Here is a 21,153-nt window from a genome sequence, read left to right on the forward strand (position 1 = left end):
ATGTGTCTATCCATCCCCTCTCAGGTGGTGCAACTGCACCCCGAAGATAACTGCGTCACCGTCGACACCCTGGGGGTGCAGCGGCGCGTCAGCTGCATGCTGCTCGAAGAGCCCCTCAACCTTGGCGACTATGTGCTGCTCCATATCGGCTTTGTGATGAGCAAGATTGACGAAGAGGAGGCGCAGGCCAGCCTCGAGAGCTTCCGCCAGATGGTGGCCCTGATGCCCAAACAGGATATCTTGCCATGCTGACCCTCAATGACCTGTTTCAGGGCTTTCGCCAGCCCGAGGTGATCCGCGCCCTCGCCGCCCAAATTAATGAACTGGCCAAAGATCTGCCCGAGCCGCTACGGGTGATGGAGGTGTGTGGCGGCCATACCCACACCATCATGAAGTACGGCCTGCACCAGCTGCTGCCGGCGAGCATCGAGTTCGTTCACGGCCCCGGCTGCCCGGTCTGCATCATGCCCAAAGAGCGCATCGATCAGGCCATCGAGCTGGCGAGTCAACCGAGCGTCATTCTGGTCACCCTGGGGGACATGATCCGGGTGCCGGGCTCCAAAGGCACGCTGGCCCAGCAGCGGGCCAAGGGGAGCGATATCCGGCCGGTCTATGACCCCCTCGACGCCCTGCGCATCGCCAAAGAGAATCCGGAGAAAACCGTGGTCTTCTTCGCCATCGGTTTCGAGACCTCCACCCCGATGACCGCCGCCTTGCTGGCTGCCGCTGAAGAGCAAGGGGCCCTGAACCTCCTGTTTCATATCAACCATGTGTTGGTGCCGCCCGCCATTCATGCGGTGATGGCCGACGGCGTTGCCAAGGTGAACGCCTTTATCGGCCCCTCTCACGTCAGCGTGATCACAGGCGCCGATATCTACCTGCCCATCGTCGATCGCTATCAGGTACCTGTGGTGGTGAGCGGCTTCGAGCCGGTGGATGTGATGGAGGCGCTCTTGATGATGGTGCGCCAGAAGGTGGAGGGTCGCTACGCGCTGGAGGTGCAGTACAGCCGCGCCGTCACCGCCAGCGGCAATAAAGCCGCCCAGCGGCTGGTCGAGCGCTTTTTCGAGACCCGCGAGCACTTTCGCTGGCGAGGCCTCGGGGATATCAACGCCTCCGCCCTGCGTCTGCGCGATGCCTTCGCCAAGCGCGATGCGGAGCGTCACTTCCAGCTTGATCAGACCCCCATCGATGACCACAAGGCGTGCCAGTGCGCCGATATCCTGCGCGGCCTGGCCAAGCCGAACCAGTGCAAAGTCTTTGGCCGGGGCTGCACCCCGACCCAGCCCATGGGCAGCTGCATGGTCAGCTCCGAAGGGGCCTGCAATGCCTACTACCGATATATGGGGATCCAATGAGAGAAATTCAGTCAGGCCACGGCGGTCGGGTGATGAGGAGAGATGAACCAGCCTATTTCTGCAATCTTGTGGAGAACCAGACCCGATGAGAGAAATCCAACTTAGCCACGGCGGCGGCGGTGTCGAGATGAACCAGCTTATCAATCAGCTCTTCTTTCGCCACTTTGGCAACGAGATCCTGCTGCGCGGTGAAGATGCAGCCCTGCTACCGGTAAACGGCCCCGTCGCCTTCACCACCGACAGCTTTACCGTCTCGCCACTCTTCTTCGAGGGGGGCGATATCGGCAAGCTGGCCATCGCCGGCACGGTCAACGATCTCGCCATGATGGGGGCCAAGCCCGAGTATCTGAGCGCCAGCTTTATCATCGAGGAGGGTTTCCCCTACGCCGATCTCGCCCGCATCGTCGAGTCGATGGCATCAGAGCTTGCCAAGAGCGGCGCCCGCATCGTCTGCGGAGACACCAAGGTGGTGCCCAAGGGGGCGGCCGACAAGATCTTTATCAACACCAGCGGGGTCGGCACTTTCCCGCAGCCTGAACAGAGCCGGGGCATCTCGGTACGCAACCTCAAGGCCGGTGACGCCATTCTGGTGTCGCGGGATATCGGCAGCCACGGCGCCTGCATCCTGATGGCCCGTGACGCCCTGCAACTGGGGTCGGAGCTCAAGAGCGACTGCACCACCCTCTGGCCGCAGGTCAAAGCGCTGCTAAAAGCTGGCATTACCCCTCATGCCCTGCGCGATGCCACCCGCGGCGGCCTCGCCGCCGTGCTCAACGAGTGGAGCACCGCCTCCGGCGTTGCCATCGAGCTGGAGGAGTCCGCCATTCCGGTGTGCGATCCGGTGCGCGGCCTGTGCGAGCTCTACGGCTTCGAGCCCCATGATCTCGCCAACGAGGGGACCATGGTGCTGGCCCTGCCTGCCGAACAGGCACAGGACGCACTGGGCATCTTGCGGCAATTCAACCCCGCCGCCAGCCAGATCGGCGTGGTGCAGGCAAGCGAGCGCCACAAGGTGATCCTCAATAACCCCTGGGGCAGCCGCCGTTATCTGGAGCTGCCGCAGGGGGAGCTGCTGCCGCGGATCTGCTGATCGGCCATGTCGTTCACCCATATGCCGTTTTCCCAATGAGGGGTAGGAGTCACTGCCCCTCCCCATATCGGTTAAGGAGCCACCATGCACGAAATGTCTCTGGCCATGGCCGCCATCGATCTGGCGGCCGAGCAGGCCACCCAGCGGGGTTTTACCAAGGTGACCGCCCTCTGGCTCGAGGTCGGCAGCTTCTCCTGCGTTGACCCGGACACCATTGCCTTCTGCTTCGAGGCCGCCGCCAAGGGCACCGTGGCCCAAGGCGCCCAACTGCACTTTCAACACCAGGCGGCAGAGGCCTGGTGTTACGACTGCAACCAGACGGTCACCCTCACCGAGCGCGGGCAGGCCTGTCCCGAGTGTGGCGGATACAAATTACGAGTCGCGCAGGGTGATAGCCTGCGCATCACCGACATCGAGGTAAGTTGATATGTGTAGCGTATGCGGATGCGGCCAGGCGCGGATCGCCGGCCATGAGCACGATCATGAGCATCATCACGAACATGAACATCACCATGAACATGGTCATAAGCACGACCATCATCACGCTTATGACGCCCATCACCATCATGACCACCAGCAGAGTACGCCGCGCACCCTGATCATTCACCACCACTATCACCATCAGGGGGATGTCCATCACCACTACCACGGGGTGCGGGCACCGATGAGCCACGAGGGGCATGATCACCCCCACGATCATCATCATGAACATGCCCACTCTCATGATCACGGCCATTCCCACGCGCATTCCCATGATCACAGCCATGACCATGACCACGACCATCAGCAGGGCTCCCTGCACTACGGCAAGGGGGAAGCGGGATTGTCAGTGCCCGGCATGGGGCAGCGCCAGCTGATCGCCATCGAGATGGATGTGCTGGCCAAGAACAATGCGCTGGCGGCCCACAACCGCGAGCACTTCGACGAGGCGGCCCAGCTGGTGCTTAACCTGGTGTCGAGCCCGGGTTCAGGCAAGACCACCCTGCTGTGCGAAACCCTGCGCCAGCTGGCCGACAAGCGCCCCTGCGCGGTGATCGAAGGGGATCAGCAGACCAGCGCCGATGCGGATCGCATTCGTGCCACCGGTGTCCCTGCCGTGCAGATCAACACCGGCAAGGGCTGCCATCTGGACGCCAAGATGGTCCACGACGCCTGCCACCAGCTGCCCGCCAATGAAGGGGGCATCCTCTTTATCGAGAACGTGGGCAATCTGGTCTGCCCCGCCAGCTTCGATCTCGGCGAGAAGTACAAGGTGGCGATCCTCTCCGTCACTGAGGGGGAAGAGAAGCCGCTGAAATACCCGGATATGTTTGCCGCCGCCCAGCTGATGGTGATCAACAAGATTGATCTGCTGCCCTATGTCAGCTTTGACGTGACCCGCTGCATCGAGAACGCCAAACGGGTCAACCCCTATATCCAGGTGATCCAGGTCAGCGCCACCACCGGCGAAGGAATGGATGCCTGGCTTAACTGGCTGGCAACGGCCTGAACCAGAACCGGTTAAATGCCGTTACCAACGGCGGATAGCAAGAGAGGGAGGCTGATGCCTCCCTCTCTTTTATCTGCGAATCTTGCCCGCCGTGCTATCTGTCCAAAATGGCCAGCGTTTCATACTCGCCCCCCTCACCCTGGCCCTCTCCCCAGGGAGAGGGAACCGATTCGTGGATGCCGCATTCCGCACCCTTTCTCAACAGGGAAAGGGGAACCTATTCATGGATGCTGGAAATATGCTCGAAATATTCGCCCCAGAGACCCTGCGAGCATACAACCAGCCCCTGTTTCCCAAACCCCGAGCCTGGCGAGATGGCACCTTCTGCTCCCTTCTCCCCTCGCGGGAGAAGGGTTGGGGATGAGGGGGAAGCCAACCCTCAAGCCGCGCTTTCGGCCAATACGTCCATCGCAAGAGGCACCTCACCAAAGCGCAGCACCCGATGGCAGATCTGGCGCAATAATGCCTGCTGGTGGCTGAAGATCACCATGCCAAGCCCGCGCTGCTCGCACTCCATCATCAACTCCCGCCAGAGCTGGCGCTGAATCTGCGGATCCAGCTGGGCAGTCACCTCGTCGGCAATCAGCAGCCGAGTGCGGGGATCGAGGGCGCGCAGCAGCGCGATGCGGGCCAGCTCGCCGCCGGAGAGCTGACCGGGTTTACGGCCAAGCCACGCAGGCTTGACCATAAAGCGGGCCAGCATGGCGTCATCGGGGCGCCATACATCCCACAGCGCCTGTCCGGTAATGCGATAGGGATTGAAGGTGAGCTCCGGGTGCTGGGGCACCAGCTGGATGGGGTTATAACCTTTTACCCGTTCAGGCACAGGCTGCCCATCCAGCAGGATCTTCCCGCCAGCCCCAATCGGTTGCCAACCCGCCAATACCCGCCCCAGCGTGGTCTTGCCATAACCGCTAGGTGCAGAGATACCGAGTCGCTCCCCCGCCTTGACCGTCAGCGACAACCCCTGCCAGAGAGGGCGTTCCCCCTGGGCGATGGTGAGATTTCGTAGTTCCAACATTATGAAACCTCCGGCCCGGAGAAGAGCGCGTTGAACTCCGGCAGCGCCTGCCACTGAATGTCTGCCCCGCAGCACACGGCTAGTCTCAGAGATACCAACATCAGGACACCTCCGGCACGGAGAAGAGTGCGTTGAATTCCGGCAGTGCCTGCCAGTGGGCACGGAGCATCTCGCTCCCCTGCCCCTGGCGCAGATGGTGGCTGCTCAAGGTATCGCTCACCTGGCCCTGATGCAGCGCCACGATGCGATCGGCAAAACGGGCTGCCAGCGCCAGATCGTGGGTCACCCAGAGGATGCCGCTGCCCTGATTGGCCAATTCACGCAACTGGCTGAGTAACAGGCAGGCCAGTCCTTCATCGAGCCAGGCGGTGATCTCGTCCGCCAGAATGTAACGGGCGCCACCGAGCGCCGCGGTGCAGGCCAGAATGCGCTTGGCCATGCCGCCGGAGAGCTGGCGCGGGTATCTGTCCAGGGTGGCAGCGGGCAGCTGGTAGCGCAGCAGTTGTTCGCCAAGCCGCTCGCGAGAACCGCTCTGACCACAGAGACGCGCCGCGCGGCCAAGCTGGCGCTCCACCGTCAGCAGCGGATTGAGGGCGCTTACACCCTGCGGTACATAGCAGAGGGTGTGGCCGCGCAAACGGGCCCGGCTGGCATCGCATAGGGGCACGCCATCGAGGGAGATGGCACCACGCATCCGCAGATTGTCCGGCAGCAGGGTCAGAGCGCTTTGCAACAGCAGGCTCTTGCCCTCGCCGCTCCCCCCCACCAGCGCCACTATTTCCCCCGGCGCCAGTTGCAAGCTGATATCGGTCAGCAATGGCTGCCAGCTGCGCCGCCCCAGCCAGGAGTAGTGGGCCGCCTCTATGGTCACCTGGTCAAAACTCAGCATGGTTCACTCCTGTGCCACAGCAGCTGTTGCAAGGCGCGGGTAGCCTGATCAAACAGCAACACCAGCAGCAACAACATCAGCCCCGGGAAGAGGGCCAGCCACCAGCCGCCACCGGCCAGATAACGCAGGGCATCGGCCAGCAGCAGGCCCAGCGAGGCCTCGTGGGCCGCCAGCCCAAAACCGAGAAAGCTCAAGGCCGCGCTGTGCAGCACCGCATGGGGAAACATCAGCAGGGTGCCGATAAACCACTGGGGCAACAGCCCCGGCAGCAGGTGGGTGCGCCAGCGGCGCAGCGCCCCCATCCCCTGACAGCGGGCCAGCACCACATAGTCACTGCAGGCGATCCGCCGCGCTTCGGCACAGAGAATGAGCGCCAGCTTGGGCCAGTGGGTCAGCGCCACCGCCAGGATCACCCCGCGCATGCCGCCCCCTGCGGTAAAGCAGATCAGGATCAACAGCAGCATATGGGGCAGCGCCAGCATGGCGTCGATCACGAGGCGCACCGCCGCATCGCACCTGGGGTGAATGAGCGAGAGGCTGGCCGCCACCATGGCCAGCAGCCCACTGCAGAGAGCCGTGCTGATGCCCAGCTCCAGACTGGTGAGGGTGCCCTGAAAGGCCCGCAACCAGAGATCCCGCCCCATCTGATCGGTGCCGAACCAGTGGGCCAGCGAGGGGGGCTGCTGACGGGCCAGCAGATCCATCGGCACATCCTGATGAGAGAGGCTCCAGCCGTAAGTGGCCAGCAGCGCCAGTCCGATCAGGGCCACACCAAGGCGCAATATTGAGGGAAGCGGATTAAACAGCATGCTCACCCTCCCAGCCCCGATTGATGCGGGCCAGCAGCAAACTGGCCACCGTATTGCCAATAAAGACCAGCAGGGTGCAGAACAGCACGATTCCCATCAGCAGGGGGATATCGCCCCGCAGCCCCGCATCCACGGTGGCCTGGCCGAGCCCCGGATAAGAGAAAACTTTCTCCGCCAGCAGGGATCCGCCAATCAGCTCACCGAGGGAAGCAAACTGCAGGCAGAGCGCCGGAGTCAGGGCGTGGCGCAACACATGAAAACGCAGCATGGGCCAGCCGCCATCCCCCTGGGCACGGGCGTAGCGGATAAAGTCGCTCGCCAGCACCTCGGCCACCCGCCCCCGGGTATGCAGGGCAATGTTGCCGACTCCGAGCAGTGCCAGGGTGGTCACCGGCAACAGCAAATGGCGAGCCCGCATGGCCCAATCCACCTCATCGGCGGAGAGGCCCGGCGTCCATGCACAGCAGACCGGCAACAGTGGCCAGTGCACCGCAAACAGCGCCAGCAACAACAGGCCAACCCAGAAGGTAGGCAGGGAGGCGAGCAGATAGGCAAAGCGGCAAATAAGGCGATCGGGCCAGCGGTTGAGATAGCGACCGGCGCAGAGCCCAAGCAGGATGCCGAAAAAGCCGGAGAGCAGCCAGGCACCCGCCAGCAGCAGGAAGGAGGCGGCAAAGCGGCTGCCGATCACCTGAGCCACCGGCGCGTTATAGAGCATGGAGTAGCCGAGATCCCCCTGCAGCACCTGGGTAAACCAGTGCCAGTAGCGCAGCCAGAGCGGTTGATCCAGCCCCCAGCGGGCGGCGATACGGGCGTACTGCTCGGGCGGCACATGGAGCAGATCGTTGCCGATATAGGCCTTGATGGGGTCGATGGGGGAGTAACTCAGCAGCACAAAGGTGGCGACAGAGACCAGACACAAGAGCCCTGCCAGACGCAGCAGGGCTTTTAGCAACACATCACTTGCATGACTCAAGGGCGAACTTAGCGGCACGTCCACCGCCAATCCTGCAGGTTGTTGAGGAGTGACCAGCTACCGTGGATCTCCGGCGCCCCCTTGCCAAGGTCGATGCAACGGTTGGCGAGATAGGTATGCTGCACATTGAGCAGCCAGGCCCAGGCGGCATCCCCTTGCACCCCGGCACCTGTCTTGCCATCCCACTCCACCTGCTGCCAGAACGGCACGGCCGCCTGCCAGTCGGTGGCATCCAGCGCCTGCTTGAGGTGGCCATCCACCACAGGATTGCTGTAGTAACCCGGGTTGTAGAACTCAACGCCACCGGAGCCGCTCTGGTAGTGGTGATAGAGCTCCATGGGATCCAGGCTCCCCCACCCCATCAGCACCGGATTGGCGTGCATCTCGCGCTCCACCTGCTCCCAACTGCCGGACTTGAGGCTCACGTCGAGGCCGATGGGTTTGAGCATGGCCCGCACCGCTTCCGCCAGATCCCGGCGGGTGCTGTCACCGCTGGTGTACCAGAGGGTAAAGGCGGCGCGCAGATCCCCCTTGTGACGAATGCCGTCACTGCCCCTCTTCCAGCCCGCCTGGTCGAGCAGTGCGTTGGCATGGGCGACATCCCCATCCTTGAAAGCGGTAGCTTTGTTCAGCCAAGGCAGGCCTTCTACCGCGCTGTAGGCGGGGATGGCGTGCCCTTCCAGCAGCTGATCGGCCAGCAGCTTGCGGTCGATGGCGTAGTTGATGGCGCGGCGCACCGCCACGTCAGAGGTCACGTCGTTGCCGATGGGATAACCCTTGGCATCCTTGCCGCCCGCTGGCGGAATGGGGAAGACGATACCACGGTTCTCCACGCTTGGCCGCACCCACAGCTTGAGGGTGTCGGGTACGGTGGGTGCCAGCGACGGGGGGATGCGCACCAGATCGAGCTGGCTGCTCTGGGCGGCGGCATAGGCGCTCTCTTCATCGATAAAGACAAACACCAGCCGCTTGAAGTCATTGTTGCCGCCGGCGTAATGAGGGTTCGCCTCCACCACCAGCTGCTGGCCGGGCAGGAAGCTCACCAACCGGTAAGGGCCTGCGCCGACCGGCTTTTGGGCATACCGCTTGGGATCGTAATCCTTCTTCGACACTATCCCCAAGGATCCCAGCACGTTGACGAAGGTGCTCTGGGGAGCGCTCAGGGTGATGGCCACCTCGGTGGGCGAAACCACCTCGGCCGAGACAAAGTTGCCCATGTCAATCTTGCCGCCCCCCTTGGCCGCGCTGTTGTAGGTAAAGGCCACATCCTCGGCGGTGAGCGGCGCGCCGTTGGAGAATTTCAGATCAGGCTTGAGGGTAATGAGCCACCCCTTGCCATCCTGGCTCGGAGTCACCGATTGGGTGAGCAGATCCTGCCAGCCGAGATCCGCGTTTTGTTTGAGCAGCGGGCTGTGCAGCAGCAGGTAGCTGCCGTGGCTCCAGCCGAGCAGAGGGTCAAACCCTTCGGTGGGTTCGCTACCGATGGCGAGCTTGAGCTCGGCGGGCACAGGCTGGGCGGCCTGCACCGAATGAGACATGCCCGAGAGCAGGGCCAGCAGGAGGGTGGCAACCACAGGGGCGCCATAAGGGCGAACCTGGTTATGGGCATGACGGGGGATGGTCATAAGACTCCTTATCCATCTGAACCGGGCGACGCAGGGCGCCGGGCGACACATCGAACGAGGGGGGCCGACAGGGGCCCCCGAACTATGGTGGATGAGCCCTGACGCTAGGACTCGGTGGCCCCTGGCCTCTGGCCGCGCCGGGCCCCGAATAGCCTTCTACGACCCAGATCCACGCCGCTTGCACCTTGCTGAACCGGCAAGGAGAGCAGCATCCTGAGGGTGCTGCTCACCAGCGCGCGCCCCTGCTCGGCCCCGAGATGAGGATCCAGCGGCGACATCAGGGAGCAGGCCAGCAGCTGACCACTTTCGGGCAGTTCACCCACCATAAAGGTCATGTTGCCGCAGGGGAGCTGCAACGCGAGCCGATCGCTGCTGCCGCGCACCGGCCAGAGCTGATCCGGCCCCGGCAGCACTACCACGCTCAGCATCCAGGGGGTGAGCACGCAGCCGAGCCACTGCTCTTCAAACAGCACGCACTCGGCCACTATGGGCATGGTGGCGTGATAGAAGGGCAGGGCCTGCATCTCTTCGCGGGCGATCCGTTCGTACTGGACCACCAGCAGGGGCGCGGGATTGCTGGCAAAACCGATGAACTCCTGCACGCGTTCTTGCACGGCATCAGGCTCGCTTAAATGGGACTGCGCCATAGGCCCTCCCGTGCTTGTTCGGCTTTCTCCTGCTCAGAGAGCGGGATGGCGGGGGCGCCAACACTGGCCAGCAGGGTCAGGATCCGATCCGTCGCCTCCCCCATGGCAGCCGCCACTAGCGGGGTGAGGCCGATGCGCGGTTCGAGGGACTCGGGCTCGACCCCGATCAGGGTGAGCCGCTTGGGGAACTCCCCGGTCATGTGCAGCGCCGAGAGCACATCCGCCAGCCCCAGCTGGTGCGGGGAGATCTTGCGGCCAAACAGGGTCGGGATCTCCTCATCCTTCAGGGTCACCACTGTGCCCGGCGGATTGCCGCTGCGCACCGCGTCCGCCAGAATGATGTGATCGCGACTGGCCATGGCTTCAAGCAGCTCCATACCGGCGGTGCCGCCGTCGAGCAGCTCGATGCCGGGGGCGAAGCGGTAGTCGCGCTCCAACCCCTCGACGATCCGAACCCCCACCGCCTCGTCGCTCAAGAGCAGGTTGCCCACGCCCAGGATCAAGGTGTTCATCACAGCACCTTCACCTGGGTCGTTTCGCCATTTTGGGTATCCACCACGTGGACCGCGCAGGACATGCAGGGGTCGAACGAGTGGATGGTGCGCACCACCTCCAGCGGCTTGGCCGGATCCGCCACCGGGGTACCCACCAGCGCCTGCTCGTAAGGGCCGGGCTCGTCATTGAAGTTGCGCGGACCCGAGTTCCAGGTCGATGGCACCACCGCCTGATAGTTGGCGATCTTGCCGCCCTTGATGACGATCCAGTGGGAAAGCATGCCGCGCGGCGCCTCCTCGAAGCCCACCCCGCGAAACTCCTTGTCCGCCGGGATTTCCGCCTTGATGTAGGCGGTGGTGTCCCCCTTGCCGATGTTGTCGACCAGCGCTTTCCACTGGTGCGCCAGGGTGTCTTTGAGCACGCAGCAGCGCACCGCACGACCTATGATGCGGCCCATAGTGGAGTGCAGTTGTTCGGTCTTGATGGCCGAACCGGTGAGTGCTTTATAAATGCCGTTCAGCTCATTGAAATGGGTCACCGTCTCCGGGTGCTTGGCGGCCAGCTTGACCAGCAAGTCGGCAAGCGGCCCCACCTCCACCACCTTGCCGTAGAAGGTGGGGGATTTGACCCAGGAGTATTTGCCGTCATCCTGCCAGCCGGTGTAGCTGGGCTCGGTCTTGCCCTCCCACGGCTTGAGCGGTTCGTCATCCTTGTACCAGGCGTGCTTGTTGCTCTCGGCGATGCCGTCCATCAGCCAGGCATCCTGATGGCTCTCGATGGGACGATATCCCGCCAGATTGCCATTCTCGATATAGCCGCCCGGCATCAGGAAGCTGCCGCCATTGGCGTCGGTGGGGAGCTCCGGCACGCTCAGGTAGTGCCTGGCCCCCTGCCCCAGGTTCAACCACTCGGGATAGTGCGCGGCTATGATGGCGGCATCCACCTTGTAGACCTGCTCGATAAACTCGCCGAGCCGGTCGATAAAGCTCTTCACATAGAGCAGCCGCTCCAGGTTGAGCACACTCGGCGCATCCAGGTTGATGGGGTTGGCCACGCCACCCACCGCCAGATTCTGGATGTGCGGGCTCTTCCCCCCCAGAATGGCGACGATGCGGTTGGCATCGCGCTGACACTCCAGTGCCTGCAGGTAATGCGCCACGGCGATGAGGTTCACCTCCGGACTCAGCTTCATCTCCTTGTGACCCCAGTAACCGTTGGCAAAGATGCCGAGCTGGCCGCTGGCCACCAGGGCGCGGATCTTGTCCTGCACCTTGGTCAGCTCGTCGGCACTGTTGAGGGACCAGGTCGATACCCCCTTGAGCAGGTCGGCCGCTTTTTGCGGATTAGCCTGCAGTGCGGCGGTGATGTCCACCCAGTCCAGCGCGGAGAGCTGGTAGAAGTGGACGATGTGATCGTGGATGTTGTGGGCCGCGATGATGAGGTTGCGGATGAACTGGGCATTGACCGGCACCTTGGCGCCGATGGCGTTCTCCACCGCCCGCACCGAGGCGATGGCATGAATGGAGGTACATACCCCGCAGATGCGCTGCACTATCATCCAGGCATCGCGCGGGTCGTTGCCCTTGACGATCTCCTCCATCCCGCGCCACATGGTGCCGGACGACCAGGCCTTGGTGACGACGCCGCCTTCGATTTCGCAGTCGATACGCAGGTGCCCCTCGATGCGGGTGATGGGGTCTATGGTGATACGTTGGCTCATACGTTGGCTTTCCCTCGGGCCTGATAATCTTGGTGAACACGTTCAAGTGATGGCAGTACCGGCAGCAGCCGGATCAACAGCAAATAGGCACACACCTCGATGGCGACGAAGCCCAGGGAGATCAGTACCTCCTCCGCGGAGGGGAAGTAGTGGTAGCCATTGCCGGGGTTGAAGGCGAGCAGGGAGTAGTCCAGTCGCCAGAGGGCTGCGCCCAGCAGCATGCTGAGGGCCCCCAGGAACAACATGCGCGAGTCGCGGCGGCTCTTGTCCCAGTGGAACACCAGCAGCGGGAAGATCATCAGCGCGATCTCGCTCCAGAACATCAAGGCGTAGCGATTCCACTCGGAGAGGTATTCCGACTTGTCGTTGATGACGATCTCGGCAAAGCGCAGCGCCACAAACAGGATCAGGAAGATGTCGATCACCTGGGTCAGCTTGTAGAAGAGCGACTTCTCGTTGGGGCCCCGCCCCGCCAGTCCCGCCTGCACCAGGGAGCCTTCGAACACGACTATGGAAAAGCCCATGATGAAGGCGGTCAGAAGCGAAAAGACCGGCAGCAGCTCGTAGCTTTGCCAGAGCGGATGGATCTTCTCCCCCGCAACGATCATCAGGGAGCCCATGGAGGATTGGTGCATGGTGGGCAGCAGGGCCCCGAGCGCCAGCACGAAGAACATGATCTTGTTGAGGCGAATGAGTGACGCCTTCCAGCCGAACTTCTCCAGCAGCACCGGCGCGAACTCCAGCGCCATCACCCCGATATAGATGGTCATGCAGACCGCCGTCTCGAACAGCACAGAGGAGGTGTTGAAGTGACCGGGCAGGTAGAAGTACGGCAGGTTCCAGTAACGACCGACGTCGATGGTGATGGAGAGACCGCCCAGCGAGTAGCCGAACAGGCTCGCCAACAGGGCCGGTCGCACCAGGGGGTGATACTCGCCCCGGTTGAACACATAAACAGCCCAGGCCAGTGCCCAGCCGCCGCAGGCGAAACCGGTACCGATCAGCAGATCGAACGAGATCCAGAGCCCCCAGGGATAACCCCCGTTGAGATCGGTAACCGAACCCAGCCCGAAGAAGAGGCGCTTCAAGATCAGCATGCCGCACAGCACGGCGAAGGGGGCCAGTACCAGCACCGGCCAGCTGACCAGCTTGCCGCCGAGGGGATGTGCCTTGTGATTACTCATGATCCTTGCCTCCCTTTGGCGAGCCTTGATCCTGGTGACTGTCCGGCCCATGGCTCTCGTCATCATGGTGATCGTGGCCGTTCTTCTTGCTGTTGCGGCGAATGAGCACCGAGAGTCCGGTCAGCACCACCATGGGCAGCACCATCCCCTTGTAGAGGGTGTGCTGGATATGCTCGGAGCGCGCCCCGGAGGAGAGCTCCGGCAGGTCGGGCATGTCGAGCCTGGTGTAGGGCACCCCGGCCAGCACCAGCACCTGGGTGCCGCCCCCCTCCTTCTCGCCATAGACGTAAGGCTGGTAGTTGGGCACCTCGTGCAGGTAGGGATCGTTGGCGCTGAAGGTCTGGCGCGGATAGGCATATTCACTGCCCGGGGTCGCCAGCAGGCGACGCTTGGCCTCCGCCATCAGCTCCTCGCGGGTGCCGAAGATCACGGCGCCGGTCGGGCACACCTCGACACAGCCGGGCAACTTGCCCTGATCGATCCGCTCAAGCCCCTTCTGGTTGCAGAGCTCGCACTTGTGGATCGCCCCCAGCGGATTGTCGTAGTCATATTTGGGCACATCGAACGGGCAGCCCACCATGCAGTAGCGGCAGCCGGTACAGACGTCCGGATCGTAATGAACAATGCCGGTCTTGGGATCTTTGGTAAGGGCCTGCACCGGGCAGACCGAGACGCAGTTGGGATCGACGCAGTGCATGCACTGCTTCTTGATGTAGGCGTAGCCATCCACCAGCTGATCCTTGTGCTCACCCGTGCCGCTCTTCCACACCTGAATGATGTTGTTGGTGTAGGGCGTCAGCTTGTCGTTAGTGGACCAGGTCTGTGCGCCCTCCGGATTGGCCGGATTGCCGTTGAGGCGCTGACACTCCGCCACACAAGCCTGACAGCCGACGCAGAGGGTGGAGTCATACAACATGCCGAGCGATCCGGGAATGGGGGGCTTGTTCTTGGCTGCCGCCAGTGCAGTGCCGGGTACGGCTGTGCCCGCCGCCAGTGCACCGACGGAGGCGAATTTGAGGAAGTTGCGTCTGTTCACGGTCACTCCTCCCGTGATGGGTGCTGCCCGGCTTCGTGGCGCTTCTGCTGGCGACCGAGTTCACGCACCGTCATCAGACTCACCCCTACCAGCACCCCGAGGGCGCCACCGATAAGGCCCGTCGCGGTGGGCGAGGTATAGCCCCCCTCCTGGATCTTCACATCGGGCTTGTCCACCCGCGGGGTCGGGTTCTCTACCTTGGCGAGCTGGAAAATCCCCTTGCTAAAACCCACCCCCTGCTCGTTGCAGCCATAACAGGGGTGGCCGATGCCGACCGGCCAGATGCCACCGCCCACATCGCAGAACTCCAGGGTCGAGCAGTTGCCATAGGTCTCCGGCCCCTTGCAGCCCAGATGGTAGAGACACCAGCCCTGACGGTGCCCCTCGTCGCCAAACTCCTTGGCAAAACGGCCGGCGTCGAAGTGCGGACGACGCTCGCAGTTCTCGTGGATCAGCCGCTCGTAGGCAAACAACGGACGCTTCTTGGCATCCAGCGCCGGCAGCTTGCCGTAGGTGATGTAGTAGGCGACCGTGGTGAGGAAGTTGTGGGGATTGGGCGGGCAACCCGGGATATTGATGATGGGGGTACCGATGTTGCCGAGGGCCTCTTCCAGACTGACGGCGCCGGTGGGGTTGCCCCCGCTGGCAGGCACACCGCCCCAGGCGGCGCAGGAGCCGATGGCGATGACGGCGGCCGCGTCACTGGCGGCACGGCGAATATGGTCGACGATGGGCTCACCGGCCACCATGCAGTAGACGCCACCATCTTTGAGCGGAATGGAGCCATCCACCACCAACACATACTTGCCTTTATAACGCTTGATGGCGTTGTGCTTGTTCTCTTCCGCCTGATGACCGAAAGCCGCCGAGAGCACCTCGTGGTACTCCAGCGAAATGGTATTGAGGATCAGGTTTTCTATGGTGGGGTGGGTGGCCCGCAGCAGCGACTCGGTACAGCCGGTGCACTCCTGTGCCCCAATCCAGATCACCGGCGGCCGCTCGGGGCTGGTGAGTGCGGTGGCCATCTTGGCCACCGCATTCTGGCTTAATCCCAGGGTTGCGGCCATCCCGGCGCACAATTTCATAAAGTCACGGCGATTAATTCCATGAGCCGATAAAAAAGTATCCTCGACCATTCTTTTTATTCCCGTCAGTGAGCATTGTTTGACAAATGCTTAATGGCGGGAATGCTATGCCTCCCCTTCTCCCCCTATGTTGATCTTTATCAAACAGAAACACGTTACTTGCAAATGACGCTGGGATTTTGAAATAAAAAGCTATATGTAACATGCAGTTATTTACTGTTGGCCACAACCCAAAATACCCACAAAGTAGTATTTTCCGTCCTTTTTAAATTAACTGAATTTAAATTACGCCCCTATTCACCCCATGCATGGTGCAAAATGAAAGCGTTGTCACAGTATTTTCTATTTGATGCTGAAAATCGATGATTTAACCTTATTACATCACCTTGAATAAATAGTCCTAGATCACCAGACACCAGGGTAATTAATCAACATGTCTCTGCTGACAAGATCAGATGGTCTGCTGGGTAATAAATATTATCTATGTTGAACGACAGAGAGCGTCCATTCACTTAGTGATCAGGCATATCCCTCCCGGGTCTTTTAACCTCCGTTATGTTTTTCAAACGTAATGGGAGAGTGCATCCGCAACGCCAGTTCAAAAAGAGACAAACAAGGATGTCAAAATAGGCTGGTTATCACACCATGAGCATGAGCAAACGCTATACCTATAGCCATAGGGCTTGGCTCAAAGGCATTGCGATGGAACCCGCCGCCACGGCAGTCATTTTCCTCTGCAAATCCTGTTACATATGGGGTTTTCAGCCAATACAGAGGCTGAGTTCAGAGGATCCGTCATGGTGCACTCATGACACCAAGCCCGAATCCCGGCCAGCAGCTCCCTCCCCCTCCACCCTGGTGGCAAGGGGAGCCAGTGGCGGCCGGATGGCACATTTGTCGCACAGCAAGGTGGTCCCATCATGTCGCATCACAGGCCTGTCACCCCGCCCGATCCCCTCAGCCCTCCCCTGTCCGATCCGGGCAACTTCTCCCTGATCCTGGGGGGCCCCCTCTATCAGCTCTGGAGTCGGGCGCATCTTGGTGACATAGAGGCGCACATCAGGCGACGGATCCTCATCCTGAGCGGGATCTGCTGGCTGCCCCTGTTGCTGCTGTGCGGGTGGGAAGGCAGCCTGCTGCAAGGGGTGGCGGTGCCTTTTCTGCTGGACATAGAGACCCATGTCCGCTTTCTCATCTGCGTCTCCTTGCTGGTGTTCGCCGAACTCATCGTCCACCAGCGCATCCGGGGGATCGTCAGCCAGTTCATCGAACGGGGGCTGATCTCGCCGCTCTCTCTGCCACGCTTTCATGACGCCATTCGCAGCGCCATGGTCTGGCGAAATTCGATCCCCGCGGAGGTCGGCCTCATTCTGTTTGTCTTCTCGATGGGGTACTTCATCCGGACCCACACCTTCATCCTGGAGTCCTCGACCTGGTACGCCACCATGGAAGGGGGGAACCCGACCCTGACCCTGCCCGGTTTCTGGTTCTTCTGGGTGAGCAACCCCATCATCCAGTTCCTGCTCCTGCGCTGGCTCTACCGGATCCTGATCTGGACCCGCTTCCTCTGGCAGGTCTCCCGGATCCCCCTCTCCCTCATGCCGACCCATCCCGATCGCAACTGCGGTCTCGGCTTTCTCGGGGGGTCGGCCTACGCCTACTCGCCGCTGCTGACCGCTCTGGGGGCCCAGCTGGCCGGCTTTATCGCCAACCGGATCTTCTTTGACGCCGCCGTGCTCACCGCCTACAAGCCGGAGATCATCCTGCTCGCCAGCTTCGGCCTGCTGCTGGTGCTGGCGCCCCTGACGGTCTTTGCCCCCCATATTCTGGCGGCCAAGCGTCTGGGGCTGCGGGAATACGGCGCCCTCGCCGCCGAATACAGCCGCAGCTTCGAACACCGCTGGCTGCGCACGGCGGACAGAGACGGGGAAGCCCTGCTCGGCGCCTCGGATATCCAGTCCCTCGCAGATTTCGGCAATGCCTATGCCGTCATCAAGGAGATAAGGCCCATGCCATTTAGCCGGGACATGTTCCTGCAGCTGGTGCTCGCGACTGTGGTGCCCTTCCTGCCCCTGCTCCTCACCCTCTTCTCCTTCGAGACTCTGCTCGACAGGCTGGTGGGGGTGATCTTCTGATGCGGGTGGGGAAGGAAAAAGCGGCATGAGCTGGACGAATTACCGTCTCCGACAAGGAGACACAACCATCCTGTGCTGAAGCCGAAGAGATGGCTGCCCAACAACAAAAAAGCCCGATCATGAGATCGGGCTTTGCATAAGGCGGTGGTCGGGATTGACTCGCACCATCCCTGGCGCTCGCCCTGCGGGCAGCCTGCGGCTGTCCAGGCGGGCTATCCTGCCCCCTTTGTCGAACCAGAGCTCGAACCGAGCCGCCCCTCGCTGAGCATCAGGGAATGTGATAACCCAAATTGAAAGCCCGACCATAAGGTCGGGCTTTCAATTTGGCGGTGGGTCGGGATTGACTCGCACCATCCCTGGCGCTCGCCCTGCGGGCAGCCTACGGCTGTCCAGGCGGGCTGTCCTGCCCCCTTGTCGAACCAGAGCTCGAACCGAGCCGCCCCTCGCTGAGCATCAGGGAATGTGATAACCCGAAATGCAAAAAGCCCGACCAAAGGTCGGGCTTTCAATTTGGCGGTGAGGGAGGGATTCGAACCCTCGATACGTTGCCGTATACACACTTTCCAGGCGTGCTCCTTCAGCCACTCGGACACCTCACCAAATTTTTACTTCTTGAAGTGGCTTTCGGAGCACGCTGCGCGTGCATCTCGCCGACTTCGTCGGTGGGCAGCCTCTCGGACACCGCACCAAAGTTCTGTCTGTGGTTTAACGTGTTCAGCCAACACGGGTTCGTTGCGCTGCTGCGCTGGAACGGGGCGTAATGTAAGGGATAGGAGCATGCCGGTCAATCTCATTTTTCATCTTTTGCCATCGTTTGCTCAATTTGCGAACCAACTGACCAAAAAGATGCCGTTTCCTATCCCTTTACATCAATTTTCAACCGCTTCGTGCAAATGTTCCCCTCTGATGGCTTCCTCCAGCGAGCCGTAGAACTCCAGCTCACCCGGGACAGGACGCACCTTGGCCCGCGCCAGGGTCTTGAGGGGCTGGAACTGCAGCTCGGCCACCTTCAGCTGGACGCCCGACTTGGCCATGCGCCGGGCAAATTGCTGGAAGGCAGAGAGCCCGCCGGCATCCAGAATGGAGACGGCCTCCATCTGCAGGATCAGCGCCTTGTGCTCCCCCACCTGGGCCAGCAACTCGTCGAAGACCCGCTCCGCCGCCGCAAAGAACAGGGGACCATTGATCTTGTAGAGCAGGGTCTGCGCCGGCACCTCGCTGGCATAGCGCCCATGCTCCGCCAGATTGTGCAGCTTGGTCATCTTGGCAATCTCGCGCATGAACAGCAGGGACGCCAGGATCACCCCGAAGGTGATGGCGATGACCATGTCGAAGATGACGGTCAGCGACAGGCAGACCAGCAGCACCAGCACGTCGGAGCGGGGCGCCCGGCGCACCAGATCCACCACCTTGTGGGCCTCGCTCATGTTCCAGGCCACCAGCAGCAGCAGGGCGGCCATGGCGGAGAGCGGCAGCCAGGAGAGCCAGGGGGCCAGCACCAGAATGGCCGCCAGCACCACCAGCGCATGGACTATGCCGGAAATGGGCGAGGTGGCACCGGCCCGCACGTTGGCGGCGGAGCGGGCGATGGCGGCCGTCGCCGTGATGCCGCCGAAGAAGGGGGCGAGTATGTTGCCAAGCCCTTGCCCCACCAGCTCGCCGTTGGAGCTGTGCTTGCGCCCCGTCATACCATCCAGCACCACGGCGCAGAGCAGGGATTCGATGGCTCCCAGCATGGCCATGGAGAAGGCGGCGGGCAGCAAGCGCTCGATGGCGGCGAGGTTCCACTCCACCGGCGCCCCGTCCGGCCCGGGCAGGGCCCAGGGCATCACCAGGGTCGGGGCTATGGGGGGTATCCCCATGCCCTGGGTGCCATCGGCCAGGGTATAGCTGAACTTGCTGCCTATGGTGGCCACGTCCACCCCGAACTGGTGCAGACCGAAAGCCAGCCCCACCCCCACCAGCACGGCCGGCAGATGACCCGGCACCGGCAGCCGCAATCTGGGCCAGAGCAACAGCACCGCCAGGGTGGCCACCCCCACCAGGGTATCACCCCACTGCCAGCTGGGCAGGGCATGGGCCAGCGCCTGCACCTTGCCGACATAGGTTTCCGGCATTTCGGGAACGTGCAGGCCGAAGAAGTCCTTGATCTGCAAGGTGGCGATCACGATGGCGATACCGCCCGTAAAGCCAAGCGTCACCGAGGGCGGAATGTATTCGATGAGGCGGCCGAGGCGCGCCATCCCCATGGCCACCAGGAAGAAGCCGGAGATGAGGGTCGCCATCAAGAGGCCCCCCACCCCGAATTGCTGGGCCACCGGATAGAGGATCACCACGAAGGCGGCTGTGGGGCCAGAAATCGAGAAGCGCGAGCCCCCCGTCACGGCGATGACGATGCCGGCGATGATGGCGGTGTAGAGGCCGTGCTGGGGCGGCACCCCGCTGGCGATGGCCAGCGCCATGGCGAGCGGAATGGCGATGATGCCGACCGTGATGCCGGCGATGAGGTCGCGGCCGAAGCGCGCCACGCTATAGGGTTCATCGATGCAGGATTGGCGCAATGCGATAGCCAGCTTCACGCCTTGTAAGGAAGCTTGATTGTGCATGTCTAGGGTAATACCAGAAGAGGGAGACAAAGGCCGGGGTGAACCGGCACCCGATCATCATCAAGGGCCGGCAGAGCTGTCGACGCGGCGATGGTATCCAGAGCAACCATACCCGAGCCGGCCCGATAATTCGATGGGCAGGATCAAGAAATGGCCATTACCCCGCATTATTGTCATCGATAGCTCGCATATCGCCGATTTTCCCAGACATCTCTTCAGTGACCCGTCCATCACGAACCGGCATCCCCCTCGTATCCCCTGCCCATCACCTCAGAGGCAAGCCCATCGACAAGGAACTTATCGCCGATAGGCATCACCCCCCTCCATGATCGGTTTATCCATTGCCGCGCCCCATCCAGACCGGGGGGCGCCTTCACGGCCAGCTCCACCGTGGCCGCAGGCAGGGCATCTCAAGCTGCTGATTGTGCTGAAAATAGTCCACAGCGCCCAAGTTTTGGGCAAACGGGCCGAAAAGCCCTTTTTCCGTGGCATGGCGGGTTGACACCCGTCCGGGGGATCATTAATATCCGCTCCGTCTCGACGAGACAGGCAATTCCTCCTTAGTTCAGTCGGTAGAACGGCGGACTGTTAATCCGTATGTCACTGGTTCAAGTCCAGTAGGAGGAGCCAATTCCCTCGTAGTTCAGTCGGTAGAACGGCGGACTGTTAATCCGTATGTCACAGGTTCAAGTCCTGTCGAGGGAGCCATCTTCTAAAGCCCAGTCTCAGGACTGGGCTTTTTCGTTTCTACTGCCCCAGCACGGGGCAAGACGAAGCAACGTGACCTCCCCTCCCTGCCCGTTTCCTCTCATTGCGCCTGAGGGCGCTGCCACAAGATGGCGCAGGCATACCCTCTCTGGGGTACCAGTCTGGTGCAGCATCCTTTCCCCCTTGATGACAACACACTCATCTCTCTGATTTATCAGTATAAAATTACTGATGTTGGCCTTGATAGCGACTCAGTTGACTGGCACAGCCCTTGCAATTC

General features: G+C 61.9%; 19 protein-coding genes and 3 tRNA genes. 8 read left to right on the plus strand and 14 right to left on the minus strand.

The genetic code is table 11. The annotated features are described in order from the left end of the window. The 4 genes from HB860_RS11025 (at nucleotide 1) to hypA (ending at nucleotide 2,874) form a co-directional block, all read left to right on the plus strand. A complete protein-coding gene (locus tag HB860_RS11025; protein WP_043136559.1) occupies nucleotides 1-252 on the plus strand; it encodes a HypC/HybG/HupF family hydrogenase formation chaperone in 252 nt (83 codons plus the stop codon). Further along, entirely contained in the window at nucleotides 246-1,358 is a 1,113-nt protein-coding gene (hypD, locus tag HB860_RS11030; protein WP_247626673.1) for a hydrogenase formation protein HypD, read from the plus strand. The genes HB860_RS11025 and hypD overlap by 7 nt, the downstream gene beginning before the upstream one ends. 85 nt (nucleotides 1,359-1,443) lie before the next feature. Next, nucleotides 1,444-2,448 carry a hydrogenase expression/formation protein HypE gene (gene hypE, locus HB860_RS11035; protein WP_247626674.1) on the plus strand — a complete coding sequence of 335 codons (1,005 nt, stop codon included), beginning with the start codon at nucleotides 1,444-1,446 and terminating at the stop codon, nucleotides 2,446-2,448. A gap of 84 nt (nucleotides 2,449-2,532) precedes the next feature. Continuing rightward, nucleotides 2,533-2,874, plus strand: a complete 342-nt coding sequence (gene hypA / locus HB860_RS11040; protein WP_069652614.1) for a hydrogenase maturation nickel metallochaperone HypA — start codon at nucleotides 2,533-2,535, stop codon at nucleotides 2,872-2,874. On the opposite strand, the gene HB860_RS11045 is transcribed toward hypA, so the two are convergent. Continuing rightward, nucleotides 2,852-3,232: a hypothetical protein gene (locus HB860_RS11045; protein ID WP_247626675.1), complete on the minus strand. Its 381-nt coding sequence runs from the start codon at nucleotides 3,230-3,232 to the stop codon at nucleotides 2,852-2,854. The genes hypA and HB860_RS11045 overlap by 23 nt on opposite strands. Here HB860_RS11045 and hypB point away from each other — a divergent pair. After that, nucleotides 3,113-3,937, plus strand: a complete 825-nt coding sequence (hypB, locus tag HB860_RS11050; RefSeq protein ID WP_247626676.1) for a hydrogenase nickel incorporation protein HypB — start codon at nucleotides 3,113-3,115, stop codon at nucleotides 3,935-3,937. The genes HB860_RS11045 and hypB overlap by 120 nt on opposite strands. A 379-nt stretch (nucleotides 3,938-4,316) precedes the next feature. On the opposite strand, the gene HB860_RS11055 is transcribed toward hypB, so the two are convergent. The 11 genes from HB860_RS11055 to hybO all read right to left on the minus strand — a co-directional run bounded on the left by HB860_RS11055 (nucleotide 4,317) and on the right by hybO (nucleotide 15,475). Beyond that, the gene (locus tag HB860_RS11055; RefSeq protein WP_247626677.1) at nucleotides 4,317-4,958 is read right to left on the minus strand and encodes an ATP-binding cassette domain-containing protein; all 642 of its coding nucleotides are present in this window, start codon (nucleotides 4,956-4,958) and stop codon (nucleotides 4,317-4,319) included. 100 nt (nucleotides 4,959-5,058) lie between these two features. Then, a complete protein-coding gene (locus HB860_RS11060) occupies nucleotides 5,059-5,847 on the minus strand; it encodes an ATP-binding cassette domain-containing protein (protein WP_247626678.1) in 789 nt (262 codons plus the stop codon). Then, nucleotides 5,841-6,656, minus strand: a complete 816-nt coding sequence (locus tag HB860_RS11065; protein ID WP_247626679.1) for an ABC transporter permease — start codon at nucleotides 6,654-6,656, stop codon at nucleotides 5,841-5,843. The genes HB860_RS11060 and HB860_RS11065 overlap by 7 nt, the downstream gene beginning before the upstream one ends. Then, nucleotides 6,646-7,656 (minus strand): ABC transporter permease, encoded by a 1,011-nt coding sequence (locus tag HB860_RS11070; RefSeq protein ID WP_247626680.1) that lies wholly within the window; start codon nucleotides 7,654-7,656, stop codon nucleotides 6,646-6,648. Before HB860_RS11070 ends, HB860_RS11065 begins: the two co-directional genes overlap by 11 nt. Beyond that, nucleotides 7,641-9,257, minus strand: coding sequence for an ABC transporter substrate-binding protein (locus HB860_RS11075; protein ID WP_247626681.1), 1,617 nt, complete (start codon nucleotides 9,255-9,257; stop codon nucleotides 7,641-7,643). Before HB860_RS11075 ends, HB860_RS11070 begins: the two co-directional genes overlap by 16 nt. A gap of 104 nt (nucleotides 9,258-9,361) precedes the next feature. Continuing rightward, nucleotides 9,362-9,904, minus strand: coding sequence for a hydrogenase-2 assembly chaperone (hybE, locus tag HB860_RS11080; protein ID WP_247626682.1), 543 nt, complete (start codon nucleotides 9,902-9,904; stop codon nucleotides 9,362-9,364). Continuing rightward, entirely contained in the window at nucleotides 9,886-10,416 is a 531-nt protein-coding gene (locus HB860_RS11085) for a HyaD/HybD family hydrogenase maturation endopeptidase (RefSeq protein WP_247626683.1), read from the minus strand. Before HB860_RS11085 ends, hybE begins: the two co-directional genes overlap by 19 nt. Beyond that, entirely contained in the window at nucleotides 10,416-12,119 is a 1,704-nt protein-coding gene (gene hybC / locus HB860_RS11090) for a hydrogenase 2 large subunit (protein ID WP_247626684.1), read from the minus strand. The genes HB860_RS11085 and hybC overlap by 1 nt, the downstream gene beginning before the upstream one ends. After that, the gene (gene hybB, locus HB860_RS11095; RefSeq protein WP_139744840.1) at nucleotides 12,116-13,303 is read right to left on the minus strand and encodes a Ni/Fe-hydrogenase cytochrome b subunit; all 1,188 of its coding nucleotides are present in this window, start codon (nucleotides 13,301-13,303) and stop codon (nucleotides 12,116-12,118) included. Before hybB ends, hybC begins: the two co-directional genes overlap by 4 nt. Continuing rightward, nucleotides 13,296-14,339: a hydrogenase 2 operon protein HybA gene (gene hybA / locus HB860_RS11100; protein WP_247626685.1), complete on the minus strand. Its 1,044-nt coding sequence runs from the start codon at nucleotides 14,337-14,339 to the stop codon at nucleotides 13,296-13,298. The genes hybB and hybA overlap by 8 nt, the downstream gene beginning before the upstream one ends. Nucleotides 14,340-14,341: 2 nt before the next feature. Further along, complete coding sequence (hybO, locus tag HB860_RS11105; protein WP_247626686.1) at nucleotides 14,342-15,475, minus strand: hydrogenase 2 small subunit; 1,134 nt, start codon at nucleotides 15,473-15,475, stop codon at nucleotides 14,342-14,344. 869 nt (nucleotides 15,476-16,344) lie between these two features. On the opposite strand from hybO, the gene HB860_RS11110 reads away from it, so the two are divergent. After that, nucleotides 16,345-17,559, plus strand: a complete 1,215-nt coding sequence (locus HB860_RS11110; protein ID WP_247626687.1) for a hypothetical protein — start codon at nucleotides 16,345-16,347, stop codon at nucleotides 17,557-17,559. Nucleotides 17,560-18,070: 511 nt separating this feature from the next. On the opposite strand, the gene HB860_RS11115 is transcribed toward HB860_RS11110, so the two are convergent. Then, nucleotides 18,071-18,158 (minus strand) — tRNA-Ser (locus HB860_RS11115). A 270-nt stretch (nucleotides 18,159-18,428) separates the two neighbouring features. Next, a complete protein-coding gene (gene dauA / locus HB860_RS11120; protein WP_202045197.1) occupies nucleotides 18,429-20,165 on the minus strand; it encodes a C4-dicarboxylic acid transporter DauA in 1,737 nt (578 codons plus the stop codon). A 554-nt stretch (nucleotides 20,166-20,719) separates the two neighbouring features. Here dauA and HB860_RS11125 point away from each other — a divergent pair. Together HB860_RS11125 and HB860_RS11130 are read left to right on the plus strand one after the other, a co-directional pair. Continuing rightward, nucleotides 20,720-20,795, plus strand: a tRNA-Asn gene (locus HB860_RS11125). Between the two features lie 2 nt (nucleotides 20,796-20,797). Next, nucleotides 20,798-20,873, plus strand: a tRNA-Asn gene (locus HB860_RS11130). The last annotated feature ends 280 nt before the right edge of the window (nucleotides 20,874-21,153 follow it).

This window comes from Aeromonas genomosp. paramedia (assembly GCF_023093515.1).
Taxonomy (GTDB): domain Bacteria; phylum Pseudomonadota; class Gammaproteobacteria; order Enterobacterales; family Aeromonadaceae; genus Aeromonas.

Excerpts from the sequence above, each read along its gene's own strand:
- HB860_RS11025 (WP_043136559.1), top strand. The coding sequence starts at position 1 with ATGTGTCTATCCATCCCCTCTCAGGTGGTGCAACTGCACCCCGAAGAT.
- hypD (WP_247626673.1), top strand. The coding sequence starts at position 246 with ATGCTGACCCTCAATGACCTGTTTCAGGGCTTTCGCCAGCCCGAGGTG.
- hypE (WP_247626674.1), top strand. The coding sequence starts at position 1,444 with ATGAGAGAAATCCAACTTAGCCACGGCGGCGGCGGTGTCGAGATGAAC.
- hypA (WP_069652614.1), top strand. The coding sequence starts at position 2,533 with ATGCACGAAATGTCTCTGGCCATGGCCGCCATCGATCTGGCGGCCGAG.
- hypB (WP_247626676.1), top strand. The coding sequence starts at position 3,113 with ATGAGCCACGAGGGGCATGATCACCCCCACGATCATCATCATGAACAT.
- HB860_RS11045 (WP_247626675.1), bottom strand. The coding sequence starts at position 3,232 with ATGGTCGTGGTCATGGTCATGGCTGTGATCATGGGAATGCGCGTGGGA.
- HB860_RS11055 (WP_247626677.1), bottom strand. The coding sequence starts at position 4,958 with ATGTTGGAACTACGAAATCTCACCATCGCCCAGGGGGAACGCCCTCTC.
- HB860_RS11060 (WP_247626678.1), bottom strand. The coding sequence starts at position 5,847 with ATGCTGAGTTTTGACCAGGTGACCATAGAGGCGGCCCACTACTCCTGG.
- HB860_RS11065 (WP_247626679.1), bottom strand. The coding sequence starts at position 6,656 with ATGCTGTTTAATCCGCTTCCCTCAATATTGCGCCTTGGTGTGGCCCTG.
- HB860_RS11075 (WP_247626681.1), bottom strand. The coding sequence starts at position 9,257 with ATGACCATCCCCCGTCATGCCCATAACCAGGTTCGCCCTTATGGCGCC.
- hybE (WP_247626682.1), bottom strand. The coding sequence starts at position 9,904 with ATGGCGCAGTCCCATTTAAGCGAGCCTGATGCCGTGCAAGAACGCGTG.
- HB860_RS11085 (WP_247626683.1), bottom strand. The coding sequence starts at position 10,416 with ATGAACACCTTGATCCTGGGCGTGGGCAACCTGCTCTTGAGCGACGAG.
- hybC (WP_247626684.1), bottom strand. The coding sequence starts at position 12,119 with ATGAGCCAACGTATCACCATAGACCCCATCACCCGCATCGAGGGGCAC.
- hybB (WP_139744840.1), bottom strand. The coding sequence starts at position 13,303 with ATGAGTAATCACAAGGCACATCCCCTCGGCGGCAAGCTGGTCAGCTGG.
- hybO (WP_247626686.1), bottom strand. The coding sequence starts at position 15,475 with ATGGTCGAGGATACTTTTTTATCGGCTCATGGAATTAATCGCCGTGAC.
- HB860_RS11110 (WP_247626687.1), top strand. The coding sequence starts at position 16,345 with ATGTCGCATCACAGGCCTGTCACCCCGCCCGATCCCCTCAGCCCTCCC.
- dauA (WP_202045197.1), bottom strand. The coding sequence starts at position 20,165 with ATGCACAATCAAGCTTCCTTACAAGGCGTGAAGCTGGCTATCGCATTG.